This window comes from Streptomyces liliifuscus (assembly GCF_016598615.1).
Lineage (GTDB): Bacteria > Actinomycetota > Actinomycetes > Streptomycetales > Streptomycetaceae > Streptomyces > Streptomyces liliifuscus.
On sequence record NZ_CP066831.1, the window covers coordinates 7,102,374 to 7,128,678 of the forward strand.

General features: G+C 70.6%; 20 protein-coding genes and 2 tRNA genes. 11 read left to right on the forward strand and 11 right to left on the reverse strand.

Features of this window, described 5'->3' with window-relative positions; translation table 11 throughout:
* Positions 1–15: 15 nt before the first annotated feature.
* The 5 genes from JEQ17_RS30620 to JEQ17_RS30640 all read right to left on the reverse strand — a co-directional run bounded on the left by JEQ17_RS30620 (position 16) and on the right by JEQ17_RS30640 (position 5,637).
* A complete protein-coding gene (locus JEQ17_RS30620; protein WP_200398159.1) occupies positions 16–1,368 on the reverse strand; it encodes an LLM class flavin-dependent oxidoreductase in 1,353 nt (450 codons plus the stop codon).
* A complete protein-coding gene (locus tag JEQ17_RS30625) occupies positions 1,365–2,162 on the reverse strand; it encodes an ABC transporter ATP-binding protein (protein ID WP_234048435.1) in 798 nt (265 codons plus the stop codon). Before JEQ17_RS30625 ends, JEQ17_RS30620 begins: the two co-directional genes overlap by 4 nt.
* Entirely contained in the window at positions 2,138–2,995 is an 858-nt protein-coding gene (locus JEQ17_RS30630; RefSeq protein WP_200398160.1) for an ABC transporter permease, read from the reverse strand. Before JEQ17_RS30630 ends, JEQ17_RS30625 begins: the two co-directional genes overlap by 25 nt.
* The gene (locus JEQ17_RS30635) at positions 2,992–4,059 is read right to left on the reverse strand and encodes an ABC transporter substrate-binding protein (protein WP_200398161.1); all 1,068 of its coding nucleotides are present in this window, start codon (positions 4,057–4,059) and stop codon (positions 2,992–2,994) included. The genes JEQ17_RS30630 and JEQ17_RS30635 overlap by 4 nt, the downstream gene beginning before the upstream one ends.
* A 312-nt stretch (positions 4,060–4,371) precedes the next feature.
* Positions 4,372–5,637 (reverse strand): ROK family transcriptional regulator, encoded by a 1,266-nt coding sequence (locus JEQ17_RS30640; RefSeq protein ID WP_234048436.1) that lies wholly within the window; start codon positions 5,635–5,637, stop codon positions 4,372–4,374.
* A gap of 673 nt (positions 5,638–6,310) precedes the next feature.
* Between JEQ17_RS30640 and JEQ17_RS30645 the strand changes: the two genes are divergently transcribed.
* Positions 6,311–6,892, forward strand: a complete 582-nt coding sequence (locus tag JEQ17_RS30645; RefSeq protein ID WP_200398162.1) for a biotin transporter BioY — start codon at positions 6,311–6,313, stop codon at positions 6,890–6,892.
* Between the two features lie 525 nt (positions 6,893–7,417).
* On the opposite strand, the gene JEQ17_RS30650 is transcribed toward JEQ17_RS30645, so the two are convergent.
* Positions 7,418–8,170 carry a hypothetical protein gene (locus JEQ17_RS30650; RefSeq protein ID WP_200401814.1) on the reverse strand — a complete coding sequence of 251 codons (753 nt, stop codon included), beginning with the start codon at positions 8,168–8,170 and terminating at the stop codon, positions 7,418–7,420.
* A gap of 240 nt (positions 8,171–8,410) precedes the next feature.
* On the opposite strand from JEQ17_RS30650, the gene JEQ17_RS50205 reads away from it, so the two are divergent.
* On the forward strand, positions 8,411–10,990 hold the full coding sequence (locus JEQ17_RS50205) for a serine/threonine-protein kinase (protein ID WP_234048437.1): 2,580 nt from the start codon (positions 8,411–8,413) through the stop codon (positions 10,988–10,990).
* 109 nt (positions 10,991–11,099) lie between these two features.
* Here the strand turns inward: JEQ17_RS50205 and JEQ17_RS30660 are convergent, their stop codons facing one another.
* On the reverse strand, positions 11,100–12,575 hold the full coding sequence (locus JEQ17_RS30660; protein WP_200398163.1) for an amino acid permease: 1,476 nt from the start codon (positions 12,573–12,575) through the stop codon (positions 11,100–11,102).
* Positions 12,576–12,884: 309 nt separating this feature from the next.
* On the opposite strand from JEQ17_RS30660, the gene JEQ17_RS30665 reads away from it, so the two are divergent.
* Together JEQ17_RS30665 and JEQ17_RS30670 are read left to right on the forward strand one after the other, a co-directional pair.
* Entirely contained in the window at positions 12,885–13,370 is a 486-nt protein-coding gene (locus JEQ17_RS30665) for a ribose-5-phosphate isomerase (protein ID WP_055618209.1), read from the forward strand.
* An 81-nt stretch (positions 13,371–13,451) separates the two neighbouring features.
* A complete protein-coding gene (locus tag JEQ17_RS30670; RefSeq protein ID WP_200398164.1) occupies positions 13,452–14,261 on the forward strand; it encodes an Fpg/Nei family DNA glycosylase in 810 nt (269 codons plus the stop codon).
* A 38-nt stretch (positions 14,262–14,299) separates the two neighbouring features.
* On the opposite strand, the gene JEQ17_RS30675 is transcribed toward JEQ17_RS30670, so the two are convergent.
* The gene (locus JEQ17_RS30675; protein ID WP_200398165.1) at positions 14,300–15,535 is read right to left on the reverse strand and encodes a GNAT family N-acetyltransferase; all 1,236 of its coding nucleotides are present in this window, start codon (positions 15,533–15,535) and stop codon (positions 14,300–14,302) included.
* Positions 15,536–15,721: 186 nt separating this feature from the next.
* Between JEQ17_RS30675 and JEQ17_RS30680 the strand changes: the two genes are divergently transcribed.
* Positions 15,722–16,903, forward strand: coding sequence for a PP2C family protein-serine/threonine phosphatase (locus tag JEQ17_RS30680; protein WP_200398166.1), 1,182 nt, complete (start codon positions 15,722–15,724; stop codon positions 16,901–16,903).
* Positions 16,904–17,430: 527 nt separating this feature from the next.
* Here JEQ17_RS30680 and JEQ17_RS30685 read toward each other — a convergent pair.
* Positions 17,431–18,609, reverse strand: coding sequence for a cation:proton antiporter (locus JEQ17_RS30685; RefSeq protein ID WP_200398167.1), 1,179 nt, complete (start codon positions 18,607–18,609; stop codon positions 17,431–17,433).
* 300 nt (positions 18,610–18,909) lie between these two features.
* Here JEQ17_RS30685 and JEQ17_RS30690 point away from each other — a divergent pair, with 300 nt between their 5' ends.
* Genes JEQ17_RS30690 through JEQ17_RS30700 form a run of 3 tightly spaced genes read left to right on the forward strand, consistent with a single transcriptional unit; the run spans position 18,910 to position 22,684 of the window.
* Positions 18,910–19,752 (forward strand): ABC transporter ATP-binding protein, encoded by an 843-nt coding sequence (locus tag JEQ17_RS30690; protein ID WP_200398168.1) that lies wholly within the window; start codon positions 18,910–18,912, stop codon positions 19,750–19,752.
* A complete protein-coding gene (locus JEQ17_RS30695; protein WP_200398169.1) occupies positions 19,752–22,205 on the forward strand; it encodes an FtsX-like permease family protein in 2,454 nt (817 codons plus the stop codon). The genes JEQ17_RS30690 and JEQ17_RS30695 overlap by 1 nt, the downstream gene beginning before the upstream one ends.
* The gene (locus tag JEQ17_RS30700; protein WP_200398170.1) at positions 22,202–22,684 is read left to right on the forward strand and encodes an HD domain-containing protein; all 483 of its coding nucleotides are present in this window, start codon (positions 22,202–22,204) and stop codon (positions 22,682–22,684) included. The genes JEQ17_RS30695 and JEQ17_RS30700 overlap by 4 nt, the downstream gene beginning before the upstream one ends.
* A gap of 10 nt (positions 22,685–22,694) precedes the next feature.
* Here JEQ17_RS30700 and JEQ17_RS30705 read toward each other — a convergent pair whose 3' ends face one another.
* A complete protein-coding gene (locus JEQ17_RS30705; RefSeq protein WP_200398171.1) occupies positions 22,695–23,879 on the reverse strand; it encodes an acyltransferase family protein in 1,185 nt (394 codons plus the stop codon).
* A 579-nt stretch (positions 23,880–24,458) separates the two neighbouring features.
* Between JEQ17_RS30705 and JEQ17_RS30710 the strand changes: the two genes are divergently transcribed.
* Together JEQ17_RS30710 and JEQ17_RS30715 are read left to right on the forward strand one after the other, a co-directional pair.
* A complete protein-coding gene (locus JEQ17_RS30710; protein ID WP_055611884.1) occupies positions 24,459–24,653 on the forward strand; it encodes a hypothetical protein in 195 nt (64 codons plus the stop codon).
* A gap of 372 nt (positions 24,654–25,025) precedes the next feature.
* Positions 25,026–25,865 carry an alpha/beta fold hydrolase gene (locus JEQ17_RS30715; RefSeq protein ID WP_234048438.1) on the forward strand — a complete coding sequence of 280 codons (840 nt, stop codon included), beginning with the start codon at positions 25,026–25,028 and terminating at the stop codon, positions 25,863–25,865.
* 125 nt (positions 25,866–25,990) lie between these two features.
* Here the strand turns inward: JEQ17_RS30715 and JEQ17_RS30720 are convergent.
* A tRNA-Gly gene (locus JEQ17_RS30720) sits at positions 25,991–26,061 on the reverse strand.
* A gap of 153 nt (positions 26,062–26,214) precedes the next feature.
* On the opposite strand from JEQ17_RS30720, the gene JEQ17_RS30725 reads away from it, so the two are divergent.
* A tRNA-Pro gene (locus tag JEQ17_RS30725) sits at positions 26,215–26,291 on the forward strand.
* The last annotated feature ends 14 nt before the right edge of the window (positions 26,292–26,305 follow it).

Genomic DNA, 26,305 nt, shown 5'->3' on the forward strand with positions numbered 1-26,305 from the left:
GGCTCGGGTTCGGGCTCAGACGCGGGCGAGCGCCGGGGCCGGGGCGGTGACGTACTGGTTGGCGGGGCGCGGGAGTCCGTATCTCTCGCGCAGGGTCTGCCGGGGGCCGTACTCCTCGCGGAGCAGACCGCGGGCGCGCAGGAGCGGGACGACCTGGTCGACGAAGGCGTCGAGGCCGGACGGCAGGACCGCGGGCATGATGTTGAAGCCGTCGGCGGCGCCCTGCGTGAACCACCTCTCGATGGCGTCGGCGACCTGCTCGGGCGTCCCGGCGAAGGTGAGGTGCCCGCGCCCGCCGCCCAGGCGCCCGATCAGCTGCCGCACGGTGAGGCGCTCGCGCCGGGCCAGCTCCACCACGAGCGTGTAGCGGCTCTTGGCGCCCTCGATGACGCTCTCCGGAGGCAGGTCGGAGGGGAGCTCGGCATCCAACTCCAGTGACCCCGGCGGCAGTTGCAGCAGGGCTTCTAGACGGCCCACACCGTGCGCGTACACGATGTGGTCCTCCAGGACCTGTTCCGCCGCCAGCGCCTCGGCCTCCGTCGAACCGATGACGGGGACGATGCCGGGCAGCACCTTGATGTGGTCCGGGTCCCGACCGGCCGCCGCCGTACGGGACTTGAGGTCGGCGTAGAAGGCCTGCGCGTCCTCGACGGTCTGCTGGGCGGTGAACACCGCCTCCGCGTACCGGGCCGCGAACCCCTTGCCGTCCTCGGACGAGCCCGCCTGCACCAGCAGCGGGTAACCCTGCGGGGTGCGCGGCACGTTGAGGGCGCCCTCGACGCTGAAGTAGCGGCCCTTGTGCCGGGCGGGGTGGATCCTCGTGTCGTCGCCCCAGACGCCGGCCGCCTTGTCGGCGACGATCGCGTCGTCCTCCCAGCTGTCCCAGAGCTTCAGGGCCACGTCGAGGAACTCGGCGGCACGGGCGTACCGCTCGGCGTGCGCGGGCTCCGCGTCGAGACCGAAGTTGCGGGCGGCCTCCGCGCCCGCCGTGGTGACGATGTTCCAGCCCGCCCGGCCACCGCTGATGATGTCGAGCGAGGCGAACTTGCGGGCCAGGTTGTAGGGCGAGTTGTAGGACGTGGAGGCGGTGGCGATCAGACCGATGTGCTCGGTGGCCGTCGCCAGCGCGGTGAGCAGCGTGAGCGGCTCCAGGGCGCCGGCAGGGCGCTGGGCGAGATTGCCCCACAACTGCGGTCCGTCGGCGAGGAAGAGTGAGTCGAAGGTGCCGCGTTCGGCGATCCGGGCCAGGTGGACGTAGTGGGCCAGCTCCACATGGGCGTACGGATCGCTCTCCGGGAGCCGCCACGACGCCTCGTGGTGGCCGGTGTTCATCAGGAAGGCGTTGAGGTGCAGTCTGCGCTCGGTCACTTGGGGTCCTCCGCGTGCTCGTGGTGCCTGTGGTGGTCGTCGCTCGCGTCGTTCCCGTGGTGGTCGTGGTGCTCCGTGACGCCGAGGGCGGTGAGGAGCCGTTCGCGGTACTCGCCGAGCAGCGGGTCGCGGTAGGAGCGGGGGCGCGGGCGGTCGATGGTCAGGTCGAGGCCGATGCGGCCCTCGTCGAGCACGAGCACCCGGTCGGCCAGCACGATCGCCTCGTCCACGTCGTGGGTGACGAGCAGCACGGAGGGCCGGTGGCGCTCCCACAGTTCGCGCAGCAGGGTGTGCATACGGATCCGGGTGAGCGCGTCCAGTGCGCCGAACGGCTCGTCCGCCAGCAGGAGTTCGGGCTCCCGGACCAGGGAGCGGGCCAGCGCTGCCCGCTGGGCCTCGCCGCCGGACAGCTCGTTGGGCCAGGCCCGTTCGCGGCCCGCGAGACCCACCTCGGCGAGGGCGGCGCGGCCCCTCTGCTCGGCCTCCTTCCCGTCGAGACCGAGCAGGACGTTGTCGAGGACGCGCTGCCAGGGCAGCAGCCGGGAGTCCTGGAAGACCACGGACACCCTTGACGGGGCCGTGAGTCGACCGCTCCCCGCCACCTCGTGGTCGAGTCCGGCGACCGCGCGCAGCAGTGTGCTCTTGCCGGAGCCGCTGTGCCCGAGCAGGGCGGTGAACTGGCCGGCCGGGAGATCGAGGTCGATTCCGTCGAGGACCGTACGTCCGTCGAACGACCTTGTCAGGCCCCGGAGTTGTACGGCGGGACGGGTCAGCTGCTCAGCGTGCGGCGCCATGACAGCACCCTCCGTTCGATCAGACGGACCGCGCTGTCGGAGATCAGACCGAAGATGCCGTAGACGACCAGGCCGACGAGGATGACGTCCGTCTGGCCGTAGTTCTGGGCCTGGAACATCATGTAGCCGAGTCCGCTGGTGGCGTTGATCTGCTCCAGCACGACCAGGCCCAGCCAGGAGCCGGTCACTCCGAGCCGCAGCCCGACGAAGAAGCCGGGCAGCGCGCCCGGGATGACGATCCGCCGGATGAAGGCGTACCTCGACAGGCCCTGGACCTCGGCGAGTTCGACGAATCGGCTGTCGATGCCGGAGAGCGCGGCGTGCGTGTTCAGGTAGATCGGGATGTAGACGACGATCGCGATGATGGCGATCTTGAAGGTCTCGCCGATGCCCAGCCAGAGGATGAACAGCGGGATCAGACCGAGCGTCGGGATGGCCCGGTTGAGCTGTACCGATCCGTCGATCAGCGCCTCGCCGGTCCGGCTGAGCCCGGAGGCCAGCGCGAGGGCGATGCCCGCGGTCAGGCCGATCGCGAAACCGGAGCCGGCGCGTTGCAGCGAGGTCAGGATGTCGGTGGGCAGTGTCCCGTCGGTCCACAGCTGGACGCCGGTCTCCAGTACCGTCCAGGGCGCCGGAATGGCACCCGGGTCGAGCTGCCCGGCGGCGGAGGCCGCGGCCCACAGGGCGAGCAGCAGGGCCGGGCCGAGGAAGCGGGTGGCGGGCAGCCGCTTGCCGGGGGAGAGCCGACGGCGCCTGCGGACCTGGGAGTTCTCCACGGTGGCCGCGAGGGGCACGGCTGTGGTCGCGGTGGTGGTCGTGGTCACGGCGCTCACTTCCGGTACTCCGCCGGTACGGACTTCGCCGCGATGCCCTCGAAGCGCCGGTCGAAGAGCGAGTCGACCTTGAACCCCTTCACGAAGCCGCCCTCGGCCAGCAGATCGGCGGTCTCCTGCTCCCACTTCACCGCCTCGTCCCAACTCGGCGGGAACAGCGGCTTGTTGGCCAGCTCGGTGATCGACCGCGCCTGCGCGAGCGTGAGGTTCTGCGTCTTCACGTAGAACTCCTCGTTCCAGGCGTCGGGGTGCTCGTACGCCCACACCGCGCCCTTCGCCCAGCGCGGGATGTACGCGGCGACGGCGGCGGCCTTCGCGGGGTCGGCGAGCACGGAGGTGGGCGCCCACAGCAGGTTCAGCAGGTCCACGACGTCCGTGGTGATGACATGGGCGCCCTTGGACCCGTACTGCTTGAGGTACGCGGGTGACTGGGCGTTGGCGAGCGGGGCGATGTCCACCTGGCCCGCCTGGAGCGCGGTGAGGAACTGGTTGCTGGTCAGCGGCACCAGATCGACGTCGTCGTAGGCCAGCCCGGCCTGCTTCAACGCCCGCAGCAGGACGACTCCCTGCGCCTGCCCCTGCGAGAAGGCCAGCTTCTTGCCCTTGAAGCCCTGGACGTCCTGGATGTCGCTGCCGGGCTTCGTGGCGAAGAGGTAGTTGGGCTTGCGGGTGACATTGATGGCGACGATCTTCGCGTCGAAGCCCTGGTAGTGCGCCTGGATGGGCGGGATGCCGGCGTTGTTGCCGACGTCCAGGGACTTGGCGCGGAAGGCGTTGATGACATCGGGTCCCGCGCCGAGGTTCGGCCAGTCGGCAACCTTGAAGGGCAGGTCGGACAGTCCCGCGAGCTTGAACTGCAACTGCTGGACGCCCTGGTACGAGGCGATCTTCAGGCTCGTACCGGACGGGACCTTGTCCGCCAGCGGGGCGGACGTGGACCCCTTGACCCCGGTGTCGGCGGCGCTGCTGCCCGCGCAGCCGCTGAGCCCGGCCGCGGCGGCGGCCCCGAGCAGGGACGAGAGGAAGAGACGTCGGTCGACACCGGAGGCGGACGGAGGTGGCATGGGAGGACTCCCTGAATTCATTGGGACAGGCAGATACGCGGGATCCCTGGCGGTTCCGGGCAGGGCGAAGCCGGGAACGAGGAAGGTGCGCAGGGGCGGGCACACGTGGGAAGCACACGCGGAGGGCGTGGTGTGGTGTGGCGGTGGTGGAAGAAGGACGCGGACGGACCGGCGTACAACGCGGACGGATCGGCGAGGAACGCGGACGGGACGTCGTCAGTGCGTCAACGCGTCAGCAACAGAAGGTGCGACAGCTCATGAACACGATGCTCCTGGCCTGGTGGGGGCCTGTCAACATTCGGATTTTCTGAATTAAATCGGCCCCGGTGAGACGGTCCGGGACCTGACCGACGACGCGCTCAGCGGATCCCGGTAGAGCACGTCCAGGGCAACCGAACCGCCGGCCACGGCGAGCACGGAGTCCGGGAAACTGGTCGGCACGACGGCCGCCGCCCGGTCGGGACCGACCTCCTCGCGCAGGGCGGCGAGGCAGTCCTCCCGGTGGACGGCGCCCATCTCCGTGACGACGACCGAGTCCGGGTTGAGCACGTCGAGCAGAAGCCCCGCCGCACGGCCGACCATACGGGCGCGGTGCAGCAGCAGACGTACGGCGACGGGGTCGCCGTCCGCCGCGGCGGCGAGGATGTGCATGGGATCGGCGGTCCGGATGACCCCCGCCTCGCGCGCCCTCCTGCACAGGGTCCGCTCGCTCAACTCGGCCTGCAGGCAGCCGGTCCGGCCGCAGTCGCAGCGTTCCGTGCCGCCCGCGAGCGGCAGATGGGCGATCGCGCCGGACTGGGAGCGGGGCCCGTGGTGGACCTCGTCGTGGGTGGCGAAGGCGGCGTCCACGACGTTCCCGACGAAGAGGTGCAGCACGCTGCGGCTGTCACCGGCGGTCCGTCCGAAGAGCCGCTCTGCGTTGACGAGGGCCCGCGCGTGTCCGTCCACGTGCACGGGCAGGCCGGTGAGCGCGTGGATCACCTCGCGCGCGCGGACGTCCCGCCAGCCCAGGAGGGGATGTTCGACGATGGTCCCGGAGTCCCGGTCGACCCAGCCGCCGGTGGCCAGGCCGACGCCGAGGGGTACGCGATCGGGGGCGGCCGCGAGCAGGGAGCGCAGCCCGGCTGCGGCGTTGGAGAGGACGTCCGCGTCCCTCTCGCCCTCCCCCTCCTCGTGGTCCAGCCGGCGTTCGGCGACGACACGGCCGCGCAGGTCCAGGAGGGCGACGGTGGTGTACGGCACGGCCACGTGCACGCCGCCGACCACGAACCGGGAGTCGTCCAGGTCGACCGGTACGTGCGGGCGGCCGACTCCGTTCGACCGGCGGAGCGTTGCGGCCCCCTGGATCAGGCCGAGTGCGGTGAGGCGGTTGCAGTGGTCGGTGACCGAGGCCGGGGAAAGCCCGGTCAGCCGGGCGATGGTGCTGCGGGCGACGGGGCCGTGCGCCAGCACCGACCGCAGGATCGCGCTGGCACTGGTACGGCGGCGGTCGCTGTCGACGGCGCGGCGGGTGGGGGAGGGGGGACGGGCAAGAACGGGAGTGGGTGCGAGGGAGGAACTGGGCATGGAGAGAGGCATGGAGGACTTCCTCGGGAACTGGGGGGACTGGTCCGACACTGCGCCGACGACTGGTGTCTCGTCTTGTCTCGGCGAGCCGGATGGATCCCCTCCGCGCCCGCCTCAGCGGTGGCGACAGGTGGCCGTGCCCTGGCGTCGCAGGTCGACATAGCGACGCGACGCGAAGTTCCTGGCTTGGGCGACCATGGGTGAAGGGTAGGCGGTGGGCGGGCTGTCCGGCCAGGGGGGCCTTTTTCGCCCCCGCCGCCCCTACCCATTCCCGTCACTACTCGGGGGCCAGCCCCCGAACCCCCGCTCCTCAAACGCCGGAGGGGCTGGATCTTCGTGGCCCGGGCCGACAACTTCAGCCCGTCCGGCGTTTGAGGACGAGCGCGTCAGCGCGATACGGGGGTTCGGGGGCGGAGCCCCTGAGTAAGGGACGGGAATGGGTAGGGGCGGCGGGGGCGAAGAATCCTTTGGCGGGACCCTACAGATGGCGTCAGCCCGAACCTCGTCGGGAACCCCATCCCACCTCAGTGACCAGCATCACGCCCCCACGGGTGTACACCACACTCTTTGTAAGAGGTCCACCACACACCGGATCCCCCCTTTGTGGACCGCTGACGGTGCTGCCCCCAACCCCCCTGGGATAGCGTCACCGTGTCCCGAACTGCCCACACCCGCCGGAGCCCCCATGACCACCGCCGTCGCCCCCACCCGCCCGGGCCAGGTAATAGCCGATCTGCTCCCCGCCTCCCGCGTAAGGGACGCCGCACTCGTGGCCGGCGGCGCCGCGCTCACGGGCCTCGCGGCCCAGATAGCGGTCCCGGTCCCCGGCTCCCCGGTCCCGGTGACGGGCCAGACCTTCGCGGCCCTCCTGGTCGGCACCGCACTCGGCACCGGCCGAGGCCTCGCCTCCCTCGCGATCTACGCCCTGCTCGGCCTCGCCGGCGTCCCGTGGTTCGCCGAGGGCAGCTCCGGCGCCACCGTGTCCTTCGGCTACATCCTCGGCATGCTGCTCGCGGCCACCGTCGTGGGCGCCCTCGCCCGCCGCGGCGCCGACCGCTCGGTCGTACGGATGGCCGGCACGATGCTCCTGGGCGAGGCGATCATCTACGCGATCGGCGTCCCGTACCTGGCGCTCGCCGCCGACATGACGATGACCCAGGCCATCGCGGCCGGCCTCACCCCGTTCCTCCTCGGCGACGCGCTCAAGGCCGCCCTCGCGATGGGCGTGCTGCCCACCGCCTGGAAGTTCGTCAAGCGCGAGAGCTGACGGACACGTCGTAGTTCCTGCGGAAGAGGCTCGTCGGGTCGTACACCGACTTCGGCCCGTACGAGGAAACGCCCCTCGCGATACGGCACGGCGTTCGGCCGCGGCTCGGCCCGCGCTCCGCCGGGGTGGTCGATCCGGACGACGTACATCGAGGGCGCGTCCGGGCCGGTGAGCGCGAGGAGTTCGCCCGTCGCGGCCACGTCCAGCCGGCTCAGCACCGCGCTGTCCCCGTAGTACGCGTGCGGGCAGTCAGGGTCGGAGTGGTTGGCGCGGTGGTCGGCGTACGACATCTCGCGCAGCGAGTCCGCGAGCACCGGGCGGCCGTATGGCTCTACGGCGCCACGCCGGCCGGATTACCTGACGTCCGCCGCCAGCTTTTCCCCGAGTCCTCCCCGCGTCGTGTCCGCGCACTCCCCGGGCACGACGGCGCCCCCGCGGTGGGACCGCGGAGGCGCCGTACGCGTGCGTACCTGCTGTGCCGTGCTGTGCCGTGCTGTGCTGTGCTGTGCCGTGGGGTGTGGGGGCCTACGACTCACTCCGCTGAGGGCGCCGCTGGGTCCACCACAGGCCCGCCGCGCCCGCGGAGATCAGCGCCGCTCCGACCGCGCCGAGCGGCAGGATCCGGTCGGCGGGACCGGTCTTGGGCAGTTCCTCGCCGCCCGACTTGTCACCGCCGGCCTTGTCGCTGCCAGGGGTGACCGGGCTGTTGTCGGTGCCGAGCAGGAGCGGTGTGGCCGGTGCGTTCGGCGACGGGTTGTTCGCGCCGAACGGGACCGGACCCTGCTGCCAGAACGTCTTCGCGCCGTCGGCGTCCTGGACGGGCAGGCAGATCTTGCCCTCCTTCTTCAGATCGAAGGTCGCGTCCACGGCGTACGACTTCGACTTGCCGGCCGCGAGATTGTCGATGGCGCATGCGAAGCCACTGTTCGAACCTTCGGGGAGGTCTTTCTCGGCGATTTCCGCACAGCCCTCGACGCCCTTGACCGAGAGGCCATCAAAACCGACCACAAGCAGTCGGATTGCGCCGCTGTCCTTCGTTCCCCCGTTCTTTACCGTGGCGGTAATCGCCGTTTCCTGTGAGCTGTTGTCGACCTCGATCTTCTCGGGCAGCAGCGTCGTCAACTCGACACCCGCGGGCGCCTTGTCAATGACCTTTCCCCCCTTGCCGCTCATCGGCCCTTCGTCGTCCGCGCCGGCGGAGAAGGAAAAGATCATCACCGCCGAGAAAGATGCAGTGAGCAGCGATCCAGTGGCGATCGTCATACGACGAGAACTCATGTTCGTCCCCCTTGTATCCCCCTGACTGCGCCTGAATTCGCAGTCTTTGAAGTGGTACCACAAGATTTCTCCCCACTATGCTGGTGCGGCACGAAGTTGTGACCATTGTGCTTCTTTGCGGTTCTTGTGTGGCGGGTGTTGAAGGGGGGCATGGGGGTGCCGGAAATAACGAGGGGCGGTATTCCGGGATTGCTGGTGACGGGCCGTTACCGGCTGGCCGAGAGCATTGGTCAGGGTGGAATGGGACGGGTGTGGCGCGCCGTCGACGAAGTCCTCGACCGACCGGTCGCCGTCAAGGAAATGCGTATAGACGGCATGGACCAGGAGGACAGCAGGACCCGCCGCGAACGAACCCTGCGCGAGGCCAGGGCCACGGCCCGGATCGACCACCCCAACGTCGTGCGCGTGTACGACGTGGTGGACCAGGGCGAACGACTGTGGATCGTGATGGAACTGGTCGACGGCCGTTCCCTGGACCGGGTCCTGGCGGAGGACGGACCGCTGAGCCCGCGCGGCACGGCACGGATCGGGCTCGGACTGGTCGCCGCGCTCGGCCAGGTGCACGCGGGGGGCGTGCTTCACCGGGACATCAAGCCGGCCAACGTACTGGTCGAGCGGCGCGCGGGCCGGGTCGTCCTCACCGACTTCGGCATCGCCGCGATCCAGGACGCCGAGGCGCTGACGATGGCGGGCATGCTGGTCGGCTCCCCCGACTACATGGCACCCGAGCGGGTCTCCGGCCGCCCCCAGGGCCCGCCGTCCGACCTCTGGTCCCTCGGCGCCACCCTCTGCGCGGCCCTCGGCGGCCGCTCCCCCTTCTCCCGCGCGACCACCCTCGCCACCCTGCACGCCGTGCTGTACGAGGAGCCGGAGATCCCGTCCGCGGCGGGGGAGTTGCGCGAGGTCCTGTCGGCCCTGCTGCTCAAGGACCCGTCGGTACGGCCGGGCCTGGAGGAACTGGCGGCGATCCTCGGGCCCGTGGCGGACGGGAGTACGGGGGCGCCCGCGCCGCCGGGTGCGACGGCGGGGCTGGGCACGGCGGTTGGCCCGGGGTCGACTGAGCCGGCTCGGCCGGTTGGCCTGGGTGAGGTGGAGAGGACGGCTCCGGGCGTGGTGGCGGAGCCCGGAGAGGGAGAAGGAGAGGAAGCGGGAGCGGGTTCTGAATCCGGTCCGGCGTCGGGGCCCGCTCCAGGACCCGGGTCCGAGTCCGGGTCCGGGTCCGGGCGGGAGTCCGGGTCCGGGTCCGGCCCTGGGTCGGGGTCCGGGTCCGGCTCCGGCTCTGGCCCCGGCCCCGGCCCCGGGTCTGGCTCCGGCCCTGGGTCCGGCTCCGGCCTCGGGTCAGGCTCCGGCCTCGGCCCCAGCTCAGGCGTCAGCTCCGGCTCCAGCTCCGGCCTCGGGTCAGGCTCCGGCTCCGGCCTAGGGTCGGTTTCCGGATCAGGCCTCGGGTCCGGCTCAGGCCCCGGCCCCGGGCACGGTTCCGGGGCGCGATCGGGAACCGCACCGGCGGCTGCCCGTACGGCCGAGTCCGCGCCCGGTGCCGCCGGTCAAGCGCCACCGGAGCCCGGAGCGGAGGCCCCGGCCCCGCCGACCGCGTCTCCGGCGCCGACCGAGCACCCGACCCCTCCGTTGTTCCGGATCCCGGTCCTGGAGCCGCCGCTCGTCACTCCGCCGACGGGCGAGGGCACGCCGAGGCCGGCCGAGCCGGTGGAGGACGCGGTACCGGTACGGCGTACACCGACGCTGTGGAGTGCACCGGAATCCGAGGAGGCGGCCGGTCCCCCCTCTGCCACCGGCCCAAGCTCAGCCCCGACCCCGGCCCACACCCCAACCCCGGTCCCCATCCCGACCCCGGCTCCAGAGGCACCGCCCGCCCCCGAACCGCCCCCCACAGCACCCACAGAGCCCGCAGCGCACACCGGCCACACACACCCCGATCCCACACATCCCGACCCCACACCCCCCGCCCCAGACAACGCGTCCTCCGAGGCCCCGCCCCAGGGAACCCCGGAGATCCCCTCCGCGGGAGTGGCCGCCGGATACGCCCTCCACGCGTCCGGCATCAGGCCGGAAGCGCCGGAGGCACCGCAACCGGCGGCCAACGGGCACAACTCACTGCCCACCAGGCCCAGGGCCGCCCCGATGCCGCCGGGCGAACCGCTCGGTCCCGCCGTGCCGGCCGACCCGCGCAGGGGTCGGCCCTGGAGCCGGAACCGCAAGGCAGTCGTGGCCGCCGCGGGCGTGGTCGTCGCCGGTGTCGTCGCCGCCCTGGTGATCCCGGCGCTCGGCGGATCCCCCGACGACAAGGACAAGGCCGCTCCGTCGTCGTCCTCCTCCGCCACCGGCGGCACCGCGTCCAGCCCGCCCCCCACCGTCGCGGGCACCGCACGGCCGCCCACCCTCCCGGAGGGCTCCCGTACGGAGGCCGGTATGTACGCGTGGGTCCCGCCCGAGGGCTGGGAACGGGTCGTACAGAGCGGCGCCGAGGTCCACTACACCTCCCCGGACCGCAAACAGGAGATCCTCGCCAACGCGGCTCCGGCCCGGGGCGACCTGCTGGACCAGTGGACGGAGACGGAGAAGGACACCAGCAAGGGCCTCGACTACCAGCGGATCCGGCTGGAGGAGACCACGTTCCGTGACGCTCCCGCGGTCGTCTGGGAGTACACGGTCACGGCCAAGGGACTGCCCTGGCACGCCCGGCTGCTCGGCTTCAACGCGGACGGCAAGTACTACGAGATCACCACGTGGTACCGCCCGGAGGCAGAGGACCGCGCACTCCCGGTCTACGAGAAGGTCAAGGACAGCTTCACACCCCTGTGACCCACGAGCCGGAGACCCGACGGCACACCGACACGACGACGCCTCCGTGGAGAGTCCCACGGAGGCGTCGTACAGAAAAACAGAGAACAGAGATGAGGCGGTCGAGCCGTCAGACCGTGGTGGAGTCCTGCTCCTTCTGGAGCTCGGCCCGGGCCTTGCCGCGCCGCACCTTCTCCAGGACCAGCGCGACGCCGACGACGACGGCCGCGACGAGAAGCGACAGCAGTACCGTCTTGCGGCCGTCGTGCTCGGTGTCGGTGAGCATGTAGCCGAGGACGAAGACGATCAGCGCGATCGTCGCGTACGTCAGATACGGGTACAGCCACATCCGCACGACGAGCTTCTCCGGCGTCTCGCGCTCGATGATCTTCCGCATCCGCAGCTGCGAGAGGCAGATGACGAGCCAGACGAACAGGGCGACCGCACCGGAGGAGTTGACCAGGAAGAGGAAGACCGAGTCGGGGAACTCGTAGTTGAAGAACACCGCCACGAAGCCGAAGACGACCGAGGCGATGATCGCCGGCATCGGCACACCGCGGCTGGTGGTACGGGCGAAGGCCTTCGGGGCGTCACCGCGCTGACCCAGCGAGAAGGCCATGCGGGAGGCCGTGTAGAGGCCGGAGTTGAGACAGGACAGTACGGACGTCAGCACGATGAACTTCATGATCTCGCCGGCGTTCGGGATGCCGAGCGAGTTCAGGGCGGCGACGTACGAACCGTCCTTCTGGATGGCGTCCGAGTCCCAGGGCAGCAGCGTGACCACGACGAAGATCGAGCCGAGGTAGAAGACGCCGATCCGCCAGATGATGCTGTTGGTGGACTTCGTCACCGCGCGCTGCGGGTTCTCCGACTCGCCCGCCGCGAGGGTGGCGATCTCGCTGCCCATGAAGGAGAAGACGACGAGCAGGATGCCGGTGAGGATCGCGCCGGGCCCGTTCGGCAGGAATCCGCCGTGGTCGGTGAGGTTCCCGAGCCCTGCCGTGTCGCTGTCGACACCCGGCAGTACGCCGAAGACCGCGAGCCCGCCGATGACGATGAACGCGCCGATCGCGACGACCTTGATCCCGGCGAACCAGAACTCGAACTCGCCGTACGAGCCGACGGAGACCAGGTTCGTCGCGGTCAGGACGACCATGACGATGAGCGCCCAGCCCCACTGCGGTACGGCGGGGATCCAGCTCTCCAGGATCACGGCACCCGCGGTCGCCTCGATGGCGAGCACGACGACCCAGAAGAACCAGTACAGCCAGCCGATCGAGAAGCCGGCCCAGCGGCCGAGCGCCCGGTCCGCGTGCGCGGAGAACGAACCCGAGGTCGGGTTCGCGGCGGACATCTCGCCGAGCATCCGCATCACGAGGACGACCATCGTGCCGACGAGGGCGTACGACAGGAGGATGCCGGGGCCCGCGGTGGCGATACCGGAGCTGGAGCCGACGAACAAGCCGGCGCCGATGACTCCGCCGATGGCGATCATCGAGAGGTGACGGTTCTTGAGCCCGGCCTGGAGTCCGGCGTCGGGCCCTCCGGGTTCTCCGGGTCCTTCGGGGCCGTTTCCGGCCTTCGTCAGGGTCGGCTGCGAGGTCATAGGACGGTGTTCCTTTGCGCAGGGGACTGTGGGGGAGGGGACTGCGTGGGGGACTGCGAGCCACCGCAGATTCTGCGGATTCCTACGGGAAACCCGTACGAGCGGTGTACGGGTGATGCACACGAGGTGCACAAGCCGGTCCAGTGAATCCCAGGCGAATGGATTCGTGAACCTTTGAATCCAGATCGTTACTTGAGGTTTCCTTGAGGTTCTGTAGTGTTGCTCACACTTTTCCGTCATGCGACGCGGCGCATTTCGTGCGCCTGCCCCGACGGGGCCGATCGGAAACAGGCGTGTCACACTCGGACCATGCGCGTGTATCTCGGCTCCGACCATGCCGGTTTCGAACTCAAGAACCACCTCGTCGAGTGGCTCAGGGCGGCCGGGCACGAGCCCGTCGACTGCGGACCCCTCATCTATGACGCCCAGGACGACTACCCGCCGTTCTGCCTCCGCGCGGCGGAGCGCACGGCGGCCGACCCGGGCTCGCTGGGCATCGTGATCGGCGGCTCGGGCAACGGCGAGCAGATCGCGGCGAACAAGGTCGAGGGGGTGCGGGCCGCTCTCGCGTGGAGTGAGCAGACCGCGGCGCTCGGGCGGGAGCACAACGACGCCAACGTGGTGGCCGTCGGTGCGCGGATGCACACCGAGGAGGAGGCGACCAAGTTCGTCGAGATCTTCCTCGGCACCCCGTTCTCCGGTGACGAGCGCCACATCCGCCGCATCGACATGCTGTCGACGTACGAGACGACGGGCACCCTCCCGGAGATCCCGGCCCACCACCCGCAGGGCTAGAACGGCTCTCCCCGCGCCCCTTCAGGGGCGCGGGGAACTGCGTGATCAGCCACAACGAACCCGCACGTACCAGGAGGACGCGTGCCCGAAGGGCACACCATTCATCGGCTGGCCGAGGACTGCATCGGCGGCTTCGGTGGACGCAGGGCGCACGTCACCAGCCCCCAGGGCAAGTTCACAGACGCCGCGGCCCTCCTGAACGGCACGGAATTCACCACGGCGGAGGCCCACGGCAAACACCTCTTCCTCCGCTTCGAGTCCGAGGACTGGATCCACATCCACCTCGGCCTCTTCGGCAAGGTGAACTTCGGCACCACCCCCGCACCCCCGCCCACGGACACGGTCCGCCTGAGACTGGCGAACGACACCACGTACGTGGACCTCCGCGGCCCCACCACCTGCACGCTGATCACGGACGCGGAGAAGCAGGCGATACACGCCCGCCTGGGCCCGGACCCCCTGCGCGAGGACGCGGAACCGGCCCGCGCGTACACCCGCGTCGCCCGCAGCCGTACGACGATCGCAGCCCTCCTCATGGACCAGAAGATCATCGCGGGAGTGGGCAACGTCTACCGCGCCGAGGTCCTCTTCCGGCACGGCATCGACCCGTACAGAGCGGGCAGGGACATCACGACGGCCGAGTGGGACGCGATGTGGGCGGACCTGGTCGCGCTCATGCGCGAGGGCGTCCGCAACAACCGCATCGACACCGTCCGCCCGGAGCACGAACCGGAGGCGATGGGCCGCCCGCCGCGCAAGGACGACCACGGCGGCGAGGTCTACGTGTACCGCAGGGCCAACCTGCCCTGCCTCATCTGTGGCGGCGAGATCCGCACCGCCGATCTCGCCGCCCGCAACCTCTTCTGGTGCCCGACCTGCCAGAAGGCCTGAAGGCCATCGGCTCTGACGGCCGACAGGCCCGACACGGCTCAGAAACCGTGCGGCAGCCAGGGCGCCACGACGGAGGAGAAGCCGAGCGAGGCCTCCGCGAGGGCGCCCTGGCGCAACTCCCGCACCCGCCCCGCCGCGGCGAGCGAGGCGAGGGAGACGCCACCGAGATAGGCCGACCCCAACTCCCGTACGGACAGGGTCAGATCGGGCGCGTCGGCCGTCCGCGCGCAGGACGCCCCCTTCGTGTCACCCGTGAGCCGCCAACGCCCCTCGTTCCAGGGGCAGAAGGCGTCCTCGACCTCGAACACGACGTCCACCGGCGCCTGGTACGTCCGCGCCTCAAGCGCCGCGCCGACATCGACGAGCCGCACGTACAGCGAGTCCCGGAGCGAGATGCCGCACCGCCGGACGTCGGAGACCAGGTGCTGCCAGGCGTCGTCGACGGGACGGCTGTGCGTCTTCACCGTCGACGTCAGGTCGATGCCGAAGAGGTGCTGCCACAGCGCGGCGTACGCGGCCGGGTCGAGCGCCTCCAGATCGCGCAGCTCGATGGCGCCGTTGGGGCCCGCCGAGTCCCAGTCCGGCTTGTTGAAGTACCGGGTGTAGCCGACCACTTCGCCGTCCCGCTCCGCGAGCACGCACTGCAGCGGCGACGTGCCCTTGCGGTCGCTCTCCGGGTCGAGCAGCGGCAGCCGCTCCCAGCCGGGCCTGCGCTCCAGCATCCCGGGCCGGACGGCCACATGACGCGCGTACACGGCCTCGCAGGCGTCGCGTACGGCAGGTGCGTCCGGTGCCACGAGCCGCAGCCGTACGTCGTCCGTGCCCGCCGGCACCGACAGCCGCACCCGGGACGTGTCGATCTCGGCGCGCAGTTGGTGCGTCGCCACGCCGTAGCCGAACCGGCCGTAGATGACGGGCTCGGACGCCGTGAGCACGGCGAGCGGCTCGCCCCAGGACCGTACGTCGTCCAGCTGGCGCCGCATCATCGACCGCAGCACACCACGCCTGCGGTGCGTCGAGGAGACGCTCACCATCGTGACGCCGGCCGCCTGCACGGCGGCGCCGCCCGGGACGGTGACCCGGAACGTGAACGCCCCGGCCGTGCCCACACAGTCGTCGCCGTCCCAGGCGCCGACGAAGCGGTCGTGCTCCGTGAGGTCGCTCCACAGCGACCTCTCCTCGGGGGATTCCGCGACCCCGCCGAACGCGAGCTCCAGGTTCCCGTACCACTTGTCCCAGTCGTCCGGGCGCAGCACGCGCAGTTCTGTCGTCATGTCCTCATGCCTACCAGGGCAATCCGGGATGAGCGACTGTATTTCTCCCAGCTCGGCGATGTCGGACCTGTATCCGGCCGTACGCTCTGCGAGGGCCGGAATTCCCTGTGACTTCCGTCCCCGGACGGGGGACAAGTGGGACCTCCCGTGCCAAGCACCTGGTCCGATGGATAGGGTCCCGAACTAATGGCAGCAGGACGAGAGCGGCGCGCTGAAGCCGATACGTTCACGGCCCGGTTGAAGAAGCAGGTTCACCGGGTCCGCACCGGCCTGCGCAGATCCGCTGTCGACTACTTCCGCGGCGACGGCTCCGACTGGGTCGCGCTCGCCGGTCTGCTGCTGACCATTCCCGTGATCGCCTGCCTCACACTCATGAACTCGGTCTGGTGCTCGCCGGCGCTGCTGGTCCTGCCGATCGTCGCCGGCGGGCTGCTGCTGCGGCCGTCGAGCCTGCTCGGGCTGTACGCGGCGGCCGCCACCGCGCTGATCGTGGAGTCCGTGAAACTCGGGCCGTACACGGAAGGGCCCTCCCGGGTGACGCCCGGGATCGTGCTGGTCGTGGCCGCGTGCGGGTTCTTCGGGCTGCTGATCGCCCAGTTCCGCAGCCGGGTGGGTGTGCCGTGGCGGCGGGGCGGGACCATGCTGTTCGACCTGCGCGAGCGGATCCGGGTGCAGAGCAAGTTGCCGAAGCTGCCGATGGGTTGGCATCGGGAGATGGCCCTGCGGCCGGCCGGTGGGCAGTCGTTCTCCGGCGACTTCGTCGTCGCTGCCCGTACGAACGGGGGCCGCACGCTTGAGGCCGTCCTGACGGACGTCTCCGGCAAGGGGATGGACGCGGGGTCGCGTGCGCTGCTGTTGTCCGGGGCGTTCGGGGGGCTGCTGGGCTCGCTTCCCCCGCACGCGTTCCTGCCCGCGGCGAACGGGTATCTGCTCCGGCAGGACTGGGACGAGGGATTCGCCACGTCGATCCATCTGGTCCTGGACCTGGACTCGGGCGACTACGAGTTGTTCTCCGCCGGGCATCCGCCGGGTCTTCAGCTCAGCGCGGGGAGTGGGCGCTGGGAGGAGAAGGCCGCGGAGGGGCCGTTGCTCGGGGTGTACGACGGGGCCCAGTTCGACCCCGTGAAGGGGTCGTTGCGGCCCGGGGACGTTCTGATGCTCTTCACGGACGGGCTGGTCGAGACGTCCGACCGGGACATCGTCGAGGGCATCGACCGCCTCACCGGCGAGGCCGACCGGTACGTGGCCGGGGGTTTCCACGGCGCCGCGTGGCACCTCATCGAGGCGGTCGCGAAGGACGTGAACGACGATCGGGCGCTGTTGCTGATCTGCCGCGAGGGTGCGACGACTGGGCCGGCGACGGTGTGAGTCGTTGGGGGGTTCGTGTTTGGCTGCGGGTGCGTTGTGGCTGGTCGCGCAGTTCCCCGCGCCCCTGGGTGGGTGGGGGTTTCGGCTCGTGGCCTGGGTGCGGGGCCGTGGCGGGATGTCCGCCCGCAGCCGCTGACGTAAAGCGCAGTTGCGGCACGGTGGCCGCCCACTGGTGTCCTCGTAAGCTGCGGCCACACATCCCGCCACGTCCCCTCCGGCCGACGGACCATCCGGTCCCGGGCAGGGGGGAGAGGGGGACGCCGGGCAGCGCCCCGTCAGGGGCGCGGGGAACGGCGCGAGCAACCAGGACGGACCGTCACATGGCGACGGCGGGTGGTGCCCCTTCAGGGGCGCGGGGAACGGCGCAATCTTTTAGGGGCGCGGGGAACTGCGCGACAAGCCACAGTGCACCCGCACCCACCCACGATCCTGAGCCCACCCACCCGGGGGTCTGGGGGCGGAGCCCACAGTTTCGGGAAGGGGTGGGGTTGGGGAAAGGGGAGCCTTCAAGATGAGCGCGGTCGGCGTCAGCCGACGCGGACCACGTCCCGTTCCACTTCGACGTCGGACCGCCCCCCGGGCAACACCCGAGCCAGCCACCCCGACCGCCCCGCGGCCAACGGCCCAAGAACGGCCAGCAGCAACACATACCCCGCGATGAACGGCGACAGCCGCTCATCGAGCCCCGCCACCGCAGCCATCGTCGCAAGGATCAACGCAAACTCCCCCCGAGCAAGCAGCGTCGTGGAGATGTTGGCGGCGGGCCCGGCCCCGAACCCGTACACACGAGCCGCCCCGAGCCCGGCCAGCACGTTCATGACGAGCGTCAGCGCCACCGCGGCGAGCACGGGCCAGAGCACGGTCGGCAGATCACCGGGATCGATGGACAGCCCGAACGCGAAGAAGAACATCGCGCCGAAGGCGTCCCGCAGCGGATGCACCAGCTTCCGTATCCGCTCCCCGGAGGAGGTGCTGCCGAGCATCAGCCCGACCATGAACGCCCCGATCGCGTCCGCCACCCCGAACCACTCCGAGACGCCCGCCATGAACACGGCCGCCCCGAGGAAGGAGATGACCAGCAGCTCGTCGTCCTTGGTGGCGAAGAGCCGCCCCACCACCCGAGTACCGAACCGCGCCGCGAGGGCGAGCAGCAGCAGGAAGGCGAAGGCCTTGCCGCCGTCGAGGACGGCCGCGCCGAGGGAGTTCGCGCCGGACAGGACCGGCTGGAGGGCCGCCAGATAAAGGGCGAGGAAGATGTCCTCGACGACGATGATGCCGAGGATCGGCTTGGTCTCGGGGTTGCCGAGCCGCCCCGTGTCCACGAGCACCTTCGTCACGATCGCGGACGACGAGATGCCCAGCACCCCGGCGAGGACCAGCGCCTCGGAGGTGCCCCAGCCGAGGGCGAACCCGAAGCCCAGGCCCGCGCCGACGTTCAGCACGAGGTAGGTCCCACCGGCGAGGGCCATCCGGCGCCCGCCCGCCTTGAGGTCGTCCATGTGGAACTCGAGGCCGAGGTAGAAGAGCAGCAGGACCAGGCCGAGTGCGGAGAGCATCTCCATGTCGTGCGGGTCCGAGACGAGCACGATGCCGGGCGTGTGGGGGCCGAGCAGTATTCCGGCCAGGATGAAGAGGGGAATCGTGGGGAGCCCGATACGGGCACCCGCGCGGGCGAGAACGGCGGCGGCCAGAAAGGCACCGCCCATGGCGATCAGAAGCTCTGCGTGTCCGATGGGCCCGTTCCTCCTTGGTCGAGAGAGCGGTAGAGGGGCTGGTCAGGGATCGGTCTGGGGATTGGTCAAGGGAGTGTCAAGGAATCGTCAGTAATTAGTTTACCAAACGATCTGGCGGGCCATCCGGGCCGCGTCGAGTGGTGGGGTTTGCCCCACCTGGACTCGGCGGTCGTCCTCATGGTCCCGAGTGGTCCCGAATCCGTAGTTTCGAGTCATCGGCAGCGAGCGCGCTGCGACGAGCGGGACGACGAGTCAGGGAAGGCGGACCCGGCCATGGGGCTGCGCAGGAAGCGGTACGAGGACGGGGACGCCGTAGGGAGCACGACCGGCCCGGCGGTCGCCAGGCAGGGTCCGACCGGCCCGGTGGGGGACTGTGCCGTCGAACTGAGGGGCGTGCGGCGGCAGTACGGGCGCGGCGCCTCCGCCGTGCACGCCCTGCGCGGCATCGACCTCGCGCTCCCGCGCGGCAGCTTCACCGCCGTGATGGGACCGTCCGGCTCGGGCAAGTCCACGTTCCTGCAGTGCGCGGCCGGCCTCGACCGGCCGAGCGGCGGCACGGTCAGCCTCGGTGGCACGGACATCACGGGCATGAGCGAGAACAAGCTGACGGCGCTGCGGCGTTCGCGCCTCGGGTTCGTCTTCCAGGCGTTCAACCTGCTGCCGTCCCTGACGGTCGAGCAGAACGTGGTGCTGCCGATGCGGCTGGCGGGTCACCGGCCCGACCGGCGCCGGGCGGCAGCCGTCCTCGGTCAGGTGGGCCTCGACGGCCTGGGGCGCCGACGCCCCGGCCAACTCTCCGGCGGACAGCAGCAGCGCGTCGCCATCGCCCGCGCCCTCGTCACCCGGCCCGATGTCGTCTTCGCGGACGAGCCCACCGGCGCCCTCGACACGACCACCGCGGCCGAGGTTCTCGGCCTGCTGAGGCAGGCCGTGGACGGGCTCGGTGCCACGGTCGTCATGGTCACCCACGACCCGGCGGCCGCCGCCTGGTCCGACCGCGTCCTGTTCCTCGCCGACGGCTCGATCATCGACCACCTGGAGCGTGCCCCGGCCGACCGGATCGCCGCCCGCATGGCGTCGCTGGCCGCGCCCTCCTACTCGGGAGCGGCAGCCTGATGTTCGTGCCCAACGGCCTCGCCCGCGCCGCCGTCCGCTTCAAGCCCGCGGCCTTCGTGGGCACGTTCGTCGCGCTCGCCATGGCCGCACTGATCGTCTCGGCCTGCGGGATCCTCCTGGAGACGGGCCTGCGGGCCTCGGTTCCGCCCGTCCGCTACGCCGACGCCCCGGTGGTCGCCGCCGCCGACCAGCGGGCCCACCTCGTCACAGGCCACGGCGACGACCGCGAGGACGACGCCGTACCGGTCCCGGGCAGGGTCTGGCTCCACAACTCCCTGGTGGCGAAGGCCGGTTCGGTGCCCGGGGCGCGGGCTGCGGTCCCGGACGTGACCTTCCCCGTCCAGACGCGTGCGGGTGAGCAGGTCACCGCGCACGGCTGGGGCTCCACCGCCTTCACCGGTGAACGGCTGACGTCCGGACAGGCTCCCGGGGCGGGCGAAGTCGCCCTGACGAAGAGCGTCCTCACGAACGGCAGGGTGGGCGACCGCGTCACCCTCACCACGGCCGACGGCCCTCGCACCTTCCGCGTGTCCGGGGTCGTACAGGCCGAGGCGCCCACCGCCTGGTTCACCGACACCGAAGCCGTAGGCGTCTCGGGGCACCCCGGCCGCGTCGACGCCATCGCCGTCCTCCCGAAGCAGGGTGTGTCGGCCGGGGCCCTCAAGTCCCAGGTGGAGCAGGCTCTCGGCAACCGCGCCGACGTGTACACCGGGCGCGACCGCGGCACCGTCGAGGACTCCTCCCTCGCCGAGGCCAAGGAACTGCTCGTCGCGCTCGGCGGCTCCTTCGGCGGTATCGCCGCGACCGTCGCCGTCTTCACCGGGATGGGCACCGTGGCGCTGTCCGTCGCCCAACGCGCCCGGGAGTTCGCCCTGTTGCGGGCCATCGGTACGACCCCGCGTCAGATCCGCCGCTCCATCGCCACCGAGACCCTGCTCGTCGCACCCCTGGCCGGCCTGGTCGGCCTCCTGCCCGGGATCGCGCTGGCCGGCTGGTGGTTCGGACAGCTCAAGGACAAGGGCGCGATCCCGCAGGCCGTCGACCTGTCCGTCTCGTACATCCCGCTGCTCTCGGCCGTCGGCGCGGTCCTCCTCGCCGCGCTGCTCGCCGGGTACGCGGCCGCCCGTCGCCCGGCGCGGATCAAGCCGGGCCAGGCGCTCACCGAGGCCTCCGTGGAGCGGCTGCGCCCGGGCTGGATCCGTACGCCGCTCGGGATCGCGGCGGCCGCCGGAGGCTGCGTCTGCGCGGGGCTCGCCGCGTCGCTGACCGGTGAGGACGCGGCCAACGCGGCGCTGGGCATCGTCATGCTGTTCATGCTGGCCGTGGCGCTGCTCGGGCCACTGGTCGCCCGTGCCTGCGCCGCCCTGTTCGGACTTCCGCTGCGCGGCGCGGGCGCGTCCGCCTCACTCGCCGCCGCCAACTCCCGTACGAACGCCCGTCGGCTGGCCTCCGCGATCACCCCGATCGTCCTCGCGATGGCCTTCTCGTCCGTCCTCGTCTTCATGCACACCAGTGAGGAGCGGGTCACCCAGGAGCAGCAGCGGGACGGCATCGTTGCCGACCACATCGTGACATCGGACGGGGGATTGGCTCCGGACGCGGTGCGCGCGGCCTCCCGAGCACCCGAAGTCACCGCCGCCGTAGGCCTGTTGAAGACCGAGGTGCTCGTGCGGGCGAACGGGATGCTGGACTCCGCCTCCACCCAGGGCGTCACGGGCTCGGCGCGGGATCTGGCCCGCGTGCAGGACCTGAAGGTCGAGAAGGGCGCCCTGTCCCTGGAGCGCGGCGAGATCGCGGTCGACGCCTCGCTGGCCGAGAACGCCGGCGCCGGGGTGGGCGACCGGATGGAACTGCGCCTGCCCGACGGCACGAAGACGTCCCCGCGCGTCGTGGCGACGTACGAGCGTGGCATGGGGCTGTCCCAGGTCACCATGGGGCAGGCCGACCTGGCGTCCCATGTCGGCTCCGCCTTCCTCACGGAGGTCTGGACGAAGGGCGGGAGCGCGAGCGATCTCGCGAAGGTGGGCACCGTCCTGGACCGCGCGGACTACACGACCGCCCAGTCCCTCGACCGCGAGCTCAACGCCTGGGCGAACACCGTCATGGCGGCCGTCCTCGGCGGATTCGCGGCCGTCGCCGCCGCCAACACCCTGGTGATGACGGTCCTCGACCGCCGGCGCGAGCTGGGAACACTGCGGCTCATCGGTTCCACCCGCCGCCAGGTGATGCGCATGATCCGCTGGGAGGCGCTGCTCGTCGCCCTCGCCGGCATCGCCCTCGGCACGGCCATCGCGCTCGCCACGCTCGTCCCGATGATGAAGGGCCTCACGGGCCAGGCACCGTACATACCCCCGCTGGTGTACGGCTCCTTCGCGGCGGCCATTGTGATCCTCGGCCTGACAGCGGCGACCGTACCGGCGCGGGCCGCGATACGGGGCACACTCGACGCATGACCGAGAACGAGCGCCGAGTGACCGAGAGACCCCTGCTGACCCTCACCGAGGTCGAGGCCCTGGCCCGGAACGCGCACGCCGCCCAGACGGACAAGGCGGGCCGCCCGTACGCCGAGCACCTGCGGGCCGTGGCCGACGGGGTGCGGGAGCGCGGCGGGGACGAGGAGCAGATCGCCGCCGCCTGGCTGCACGACTCCGTCGAGGACGACGCGCTCTCCGAGGACTGGCTCCGCGAGGCCGCCCTGTCCCGGCGCACGAAGGACATCGTGCTGGCCCTCACCAAGCGGCAGGGCGAGCCCCCGGAGTCCTACGCCGACCGCATCCTGGCCACCCCGGGAGCCCTCCTGGTGAAGGAGTCCGACCTGGCCCACAACGCGAACCCGACCCGCCTGGCGGCCCTGGACGAGTTCACCCGAGCCCGCCTGACCCAGAAGTACACAAAAATGCGCAAACTCCTGGGCCTGGCAAAGGCCCCGTAAGGGGCGCGCCCTACGACTTGGCCCGCTCCCGGGCCAACTCGGCGGCGTCCCTCTTGAACGCCCACTCCATCTTCGGCTCCATCGCGAAGCGGAACGCCCGCTGCACAGGCGGAGTGCACAGCACCGTGATGACCGCGGCGGCGGCGACCGTGAGGAAGATCTCGCCGAGCGGCTGGTTCAGCCACGCGTAGTCGTCGTACCAGCCCCAGAAGCGGGAGCCCTTGGCGAGGAAGCCGTGCAGCAGATAGCCGTACAGCGTGCCCGCGCCGAGCACGGTGAACCACATCCTGCGGCGCGGCACCCAGGCGAAGAAGCACGAGGTGAGCACCATCGAGCAGCCGAACATGGCGAGCGTCATCACGACACCGGCCCACCAGGGGGCGCCCAACTCCTGGGCGCTGTCGCGGTGGTAGAACCACGCCGAGTTCATCCGCGGCCCCGCCCAGTAGGCGAAGGCGAGCGCGCCCAGAAGGACCGGAACCGACAGGATCCGCACCTCGCGGCGCCGCATGAGCTGGAAGTGCTCGGGCTTCATGAACAGGCCCACGACGAAGAACGGCAGGAACTGCAGGACGCGTTGGAGGTCCAGGTCGTCGCCGATGTCGGGCGAGACGGAGGCGAGCATCGCGATGGCGAGCGCGAGCGGCACGGGCCAGCGCACGACCTTCCACAGCGGGACCGTCATCCGCCACACGAACAGCGCGACCAGGAACCATGTGAGGTACCAGGGGTCGAGCAGGCTGATCGGGTGGCTCGGGTCGTCGTCCGCCCACTTCTTGAAGAGGGAGTACGCGACCTCGAAGAGGATGTACGGCACGGCGATGCCCGTGACCAGCCGCTGGAGCCGGTCGGTGCGCATGTCGAAACTGCGGGAGAAGTAGCCGGAGATGAGGATGAAGGCCGGCATGTGGAAGGTGTAGACGACCATGTAGAGCGCCTCGGCGGCGCGGCTGTGGTCGGTCAGCGGTTCCCAGGCGTGACCCATCGCGACGAACACGATCGCCAGGTACTTGGCGTTGTCGAAGAACGCGTCGCGCTGCTTGGCGGGCTTGGTGCCCGGCCCGGTGGCGGCGGCACCCGGTTGCGGGGATCCCGGGGTCCGTGGTGGTCGCGGGCTGGGTACACCCGGCGCCGGCGTCTGGGCCGACGGGAGCGGAGCCCTCTGATGGCCGTGCGGACGGAGCGAGTTCGTCACAGACCCTCCCACCAGGAGCTGGGGGAGACGATCCTGGACCTCGCTGCGCGTGCGGGGGACGAGGCAGCGTAGAACATCTGAGGCACCCTAGCGTTGTCTGTGTGATTTCGTAAAACCTCTGAGGCGAATCCTGCTTATCGCTGTACGAGTACCCGGTATTTGGCGAAGTCGTCATGCGGATGCCTGTGTCGATCGTCATACCGCAAGCGGGTGTTACGTCCTGATTCGTCACGACTAAATGGTGCATAACGCCCGCGGGCGACTCTGGTGAAATGTCCGGTTGATTCGTCTTTAGTGACCCGTCCTCAGCCTTGTTGCTGTGCCTGTGGCAACAATTCGAATTGGCTGCGAACAGGTTGTGTGGACGAGTGTGTGGACATGGAAACGATCTTCCTGAATTTCCTGTGAGAGGGATCCGTCGAATTGCCGTGCGACGCGCGGCCGTTCGCGTCTGTGACCGAACGATGGCTCACCCGCCGCATACGCCGGGCTCGTTGGTGGCACGATGGTTCTGGCGGGGGTGCGCGGGGTTGCACCTCCGGGCCGGGAGAGCGGACCGACCGTAGGGTGTGATCAGTTGTGGCCATTTCGCTGTCAGTGGTGCTTCTGTTGGGGATCGTCCTGGTGGTGTTGATACGAGGGGGATCGATCAAGGGCGGGCCGGCGGTGGTCGCCGTGCTCTTCGGTTTCTTCCTCGCCTCCACAGGTATGGCGGACGACATCCAACGGTTCCTCAACTCGGTAGCGGAGACCATCAACTCGATCCAGTTCTGAGCTTCCGGGCGACTCGGGGACGCCCGGAGGGCAAGGGCATCGGGGGAGCGGACGGGTTCCGGCGGCATGCCACGGCCCGACAGTCCGGCGGAACGTTCACCCCTGTACGTGCCGTCGGCCGGCGCCGACGAGGGCCCACAGCTCCCGCGCCCGCCCGGAACCCGAACAGGTCGCGCCTGTACGGAATCCGCTCGGTCCCCGCGGTGGACGCACGACCCCTCCGGCCGACGTACGACTTCTCATCCGGCCATCCGGACATCCATCCGGACATCCATCCGGACATCCATCCGGACATCCATCCGGACATCGATTCGGACATCCGGCCAGCCGTCTTCTTCTCAGCCGTCCTCCCGACCGAAGGAGCCCGAGGAAGTGAGCCCCGAGAACACCTGGCAGCTGCGTGAGAGCTGGGAGAGCCCGATCGGAACCCTCCGGTGGGACCGCCTCGGGCCACAGGACGGTCCGCCGGTGGTGCTGCTGCACGGCACCCCGTTCTCGTCCTACGTGTGGCACGAGATCGCCCCGGCGCTCGCCGCCGACGGCCACCGGGTCCACGTCTGGGACATGCCCGGCTACGGCAGCTCCCAGAAGAGCGACGGCCAGGACGTCTCCCTCAGGGCGCAGGGCGAGGTGTTCGCCGAGCTCCTGGGGGTCTGGGGACTGTCGAACCCGTCGGTGATCGCGCACGACTTCGGCGGCTGCGTCGCGCTCCGCGCGCATCTGCTGCACAAGGCCGAGTACCGGCGCCTCGCCCTGGTCGACCCGGTCGCGCTCGCCCCCTGGGGCTCCCCCTTCTTCCGTCTGGTCGCCGAGCACGCGGCGGTCTTCGGGCAACTGCCCGCACCGCTGCACGAGGCCCTGGTCCGTGAGTACGTGAGCTCCGCGAGCCATCGGGGACTGCTGCCCGGGGTACTGGACGAACTGGTCGCCCCCTGGACGGACACGTCGGGACAGCCCGCGTTCTACCGCCAGATCGCCCAGGCCGACCAGCGCCACACGGACGAGATCCAACCCCTCTATCCCACGCTGAACCTGCCCGTCACCGTCTGCTGGGCCACCGAGGACACCTGGATCCCACCGGCCAAGGGCGAGGAACTCGCCTCCCTGATCCCGGGCGCCCGACTCCGCCCGATCCCGGACGCGGGTCACCTGGTCCCCCTGGACGCCCCGGCCCGCCTCCTGGGCGAACTGATCGCCTTCCTCCGGAACTGAAGCCGGAAAGAAGCCGGAAAAGGAGCCGGAACCGAACCCGAACGGATCCGCGCCCGAACCCGCCCCGGAAACGCGTCAGGGCCAGGTCGGAGAGTGAATCTCCGACCTGGCCCTGAGCCGTACAGAGCGGGCGACGGGAATCGAACCCGCGTAGCTAGTTTGGAAGACTAGGGCTCTACCATTGAGCTACGCCCGCACAGGACGCGCCGCAGGTCAGTGACGCGCGGCACGGAAGCATCGTAGCGGGTCGCACCCCCTCGTCGCACACCCCGTTCCGGAGGCCCCGAGTGCCCCGTGAAATGCGGGAGCCGCGCCGCCTGCGGGCATGTACCCTACGTCTCGCACCAGACGGGGTGTGGCGCAGCTTGGTAGCGCGTCCGCTTTGGGAGCGGAAGGCCGTGGGTTCAAATCCCGCCACCCCGACCACCGTGCCGGACCAC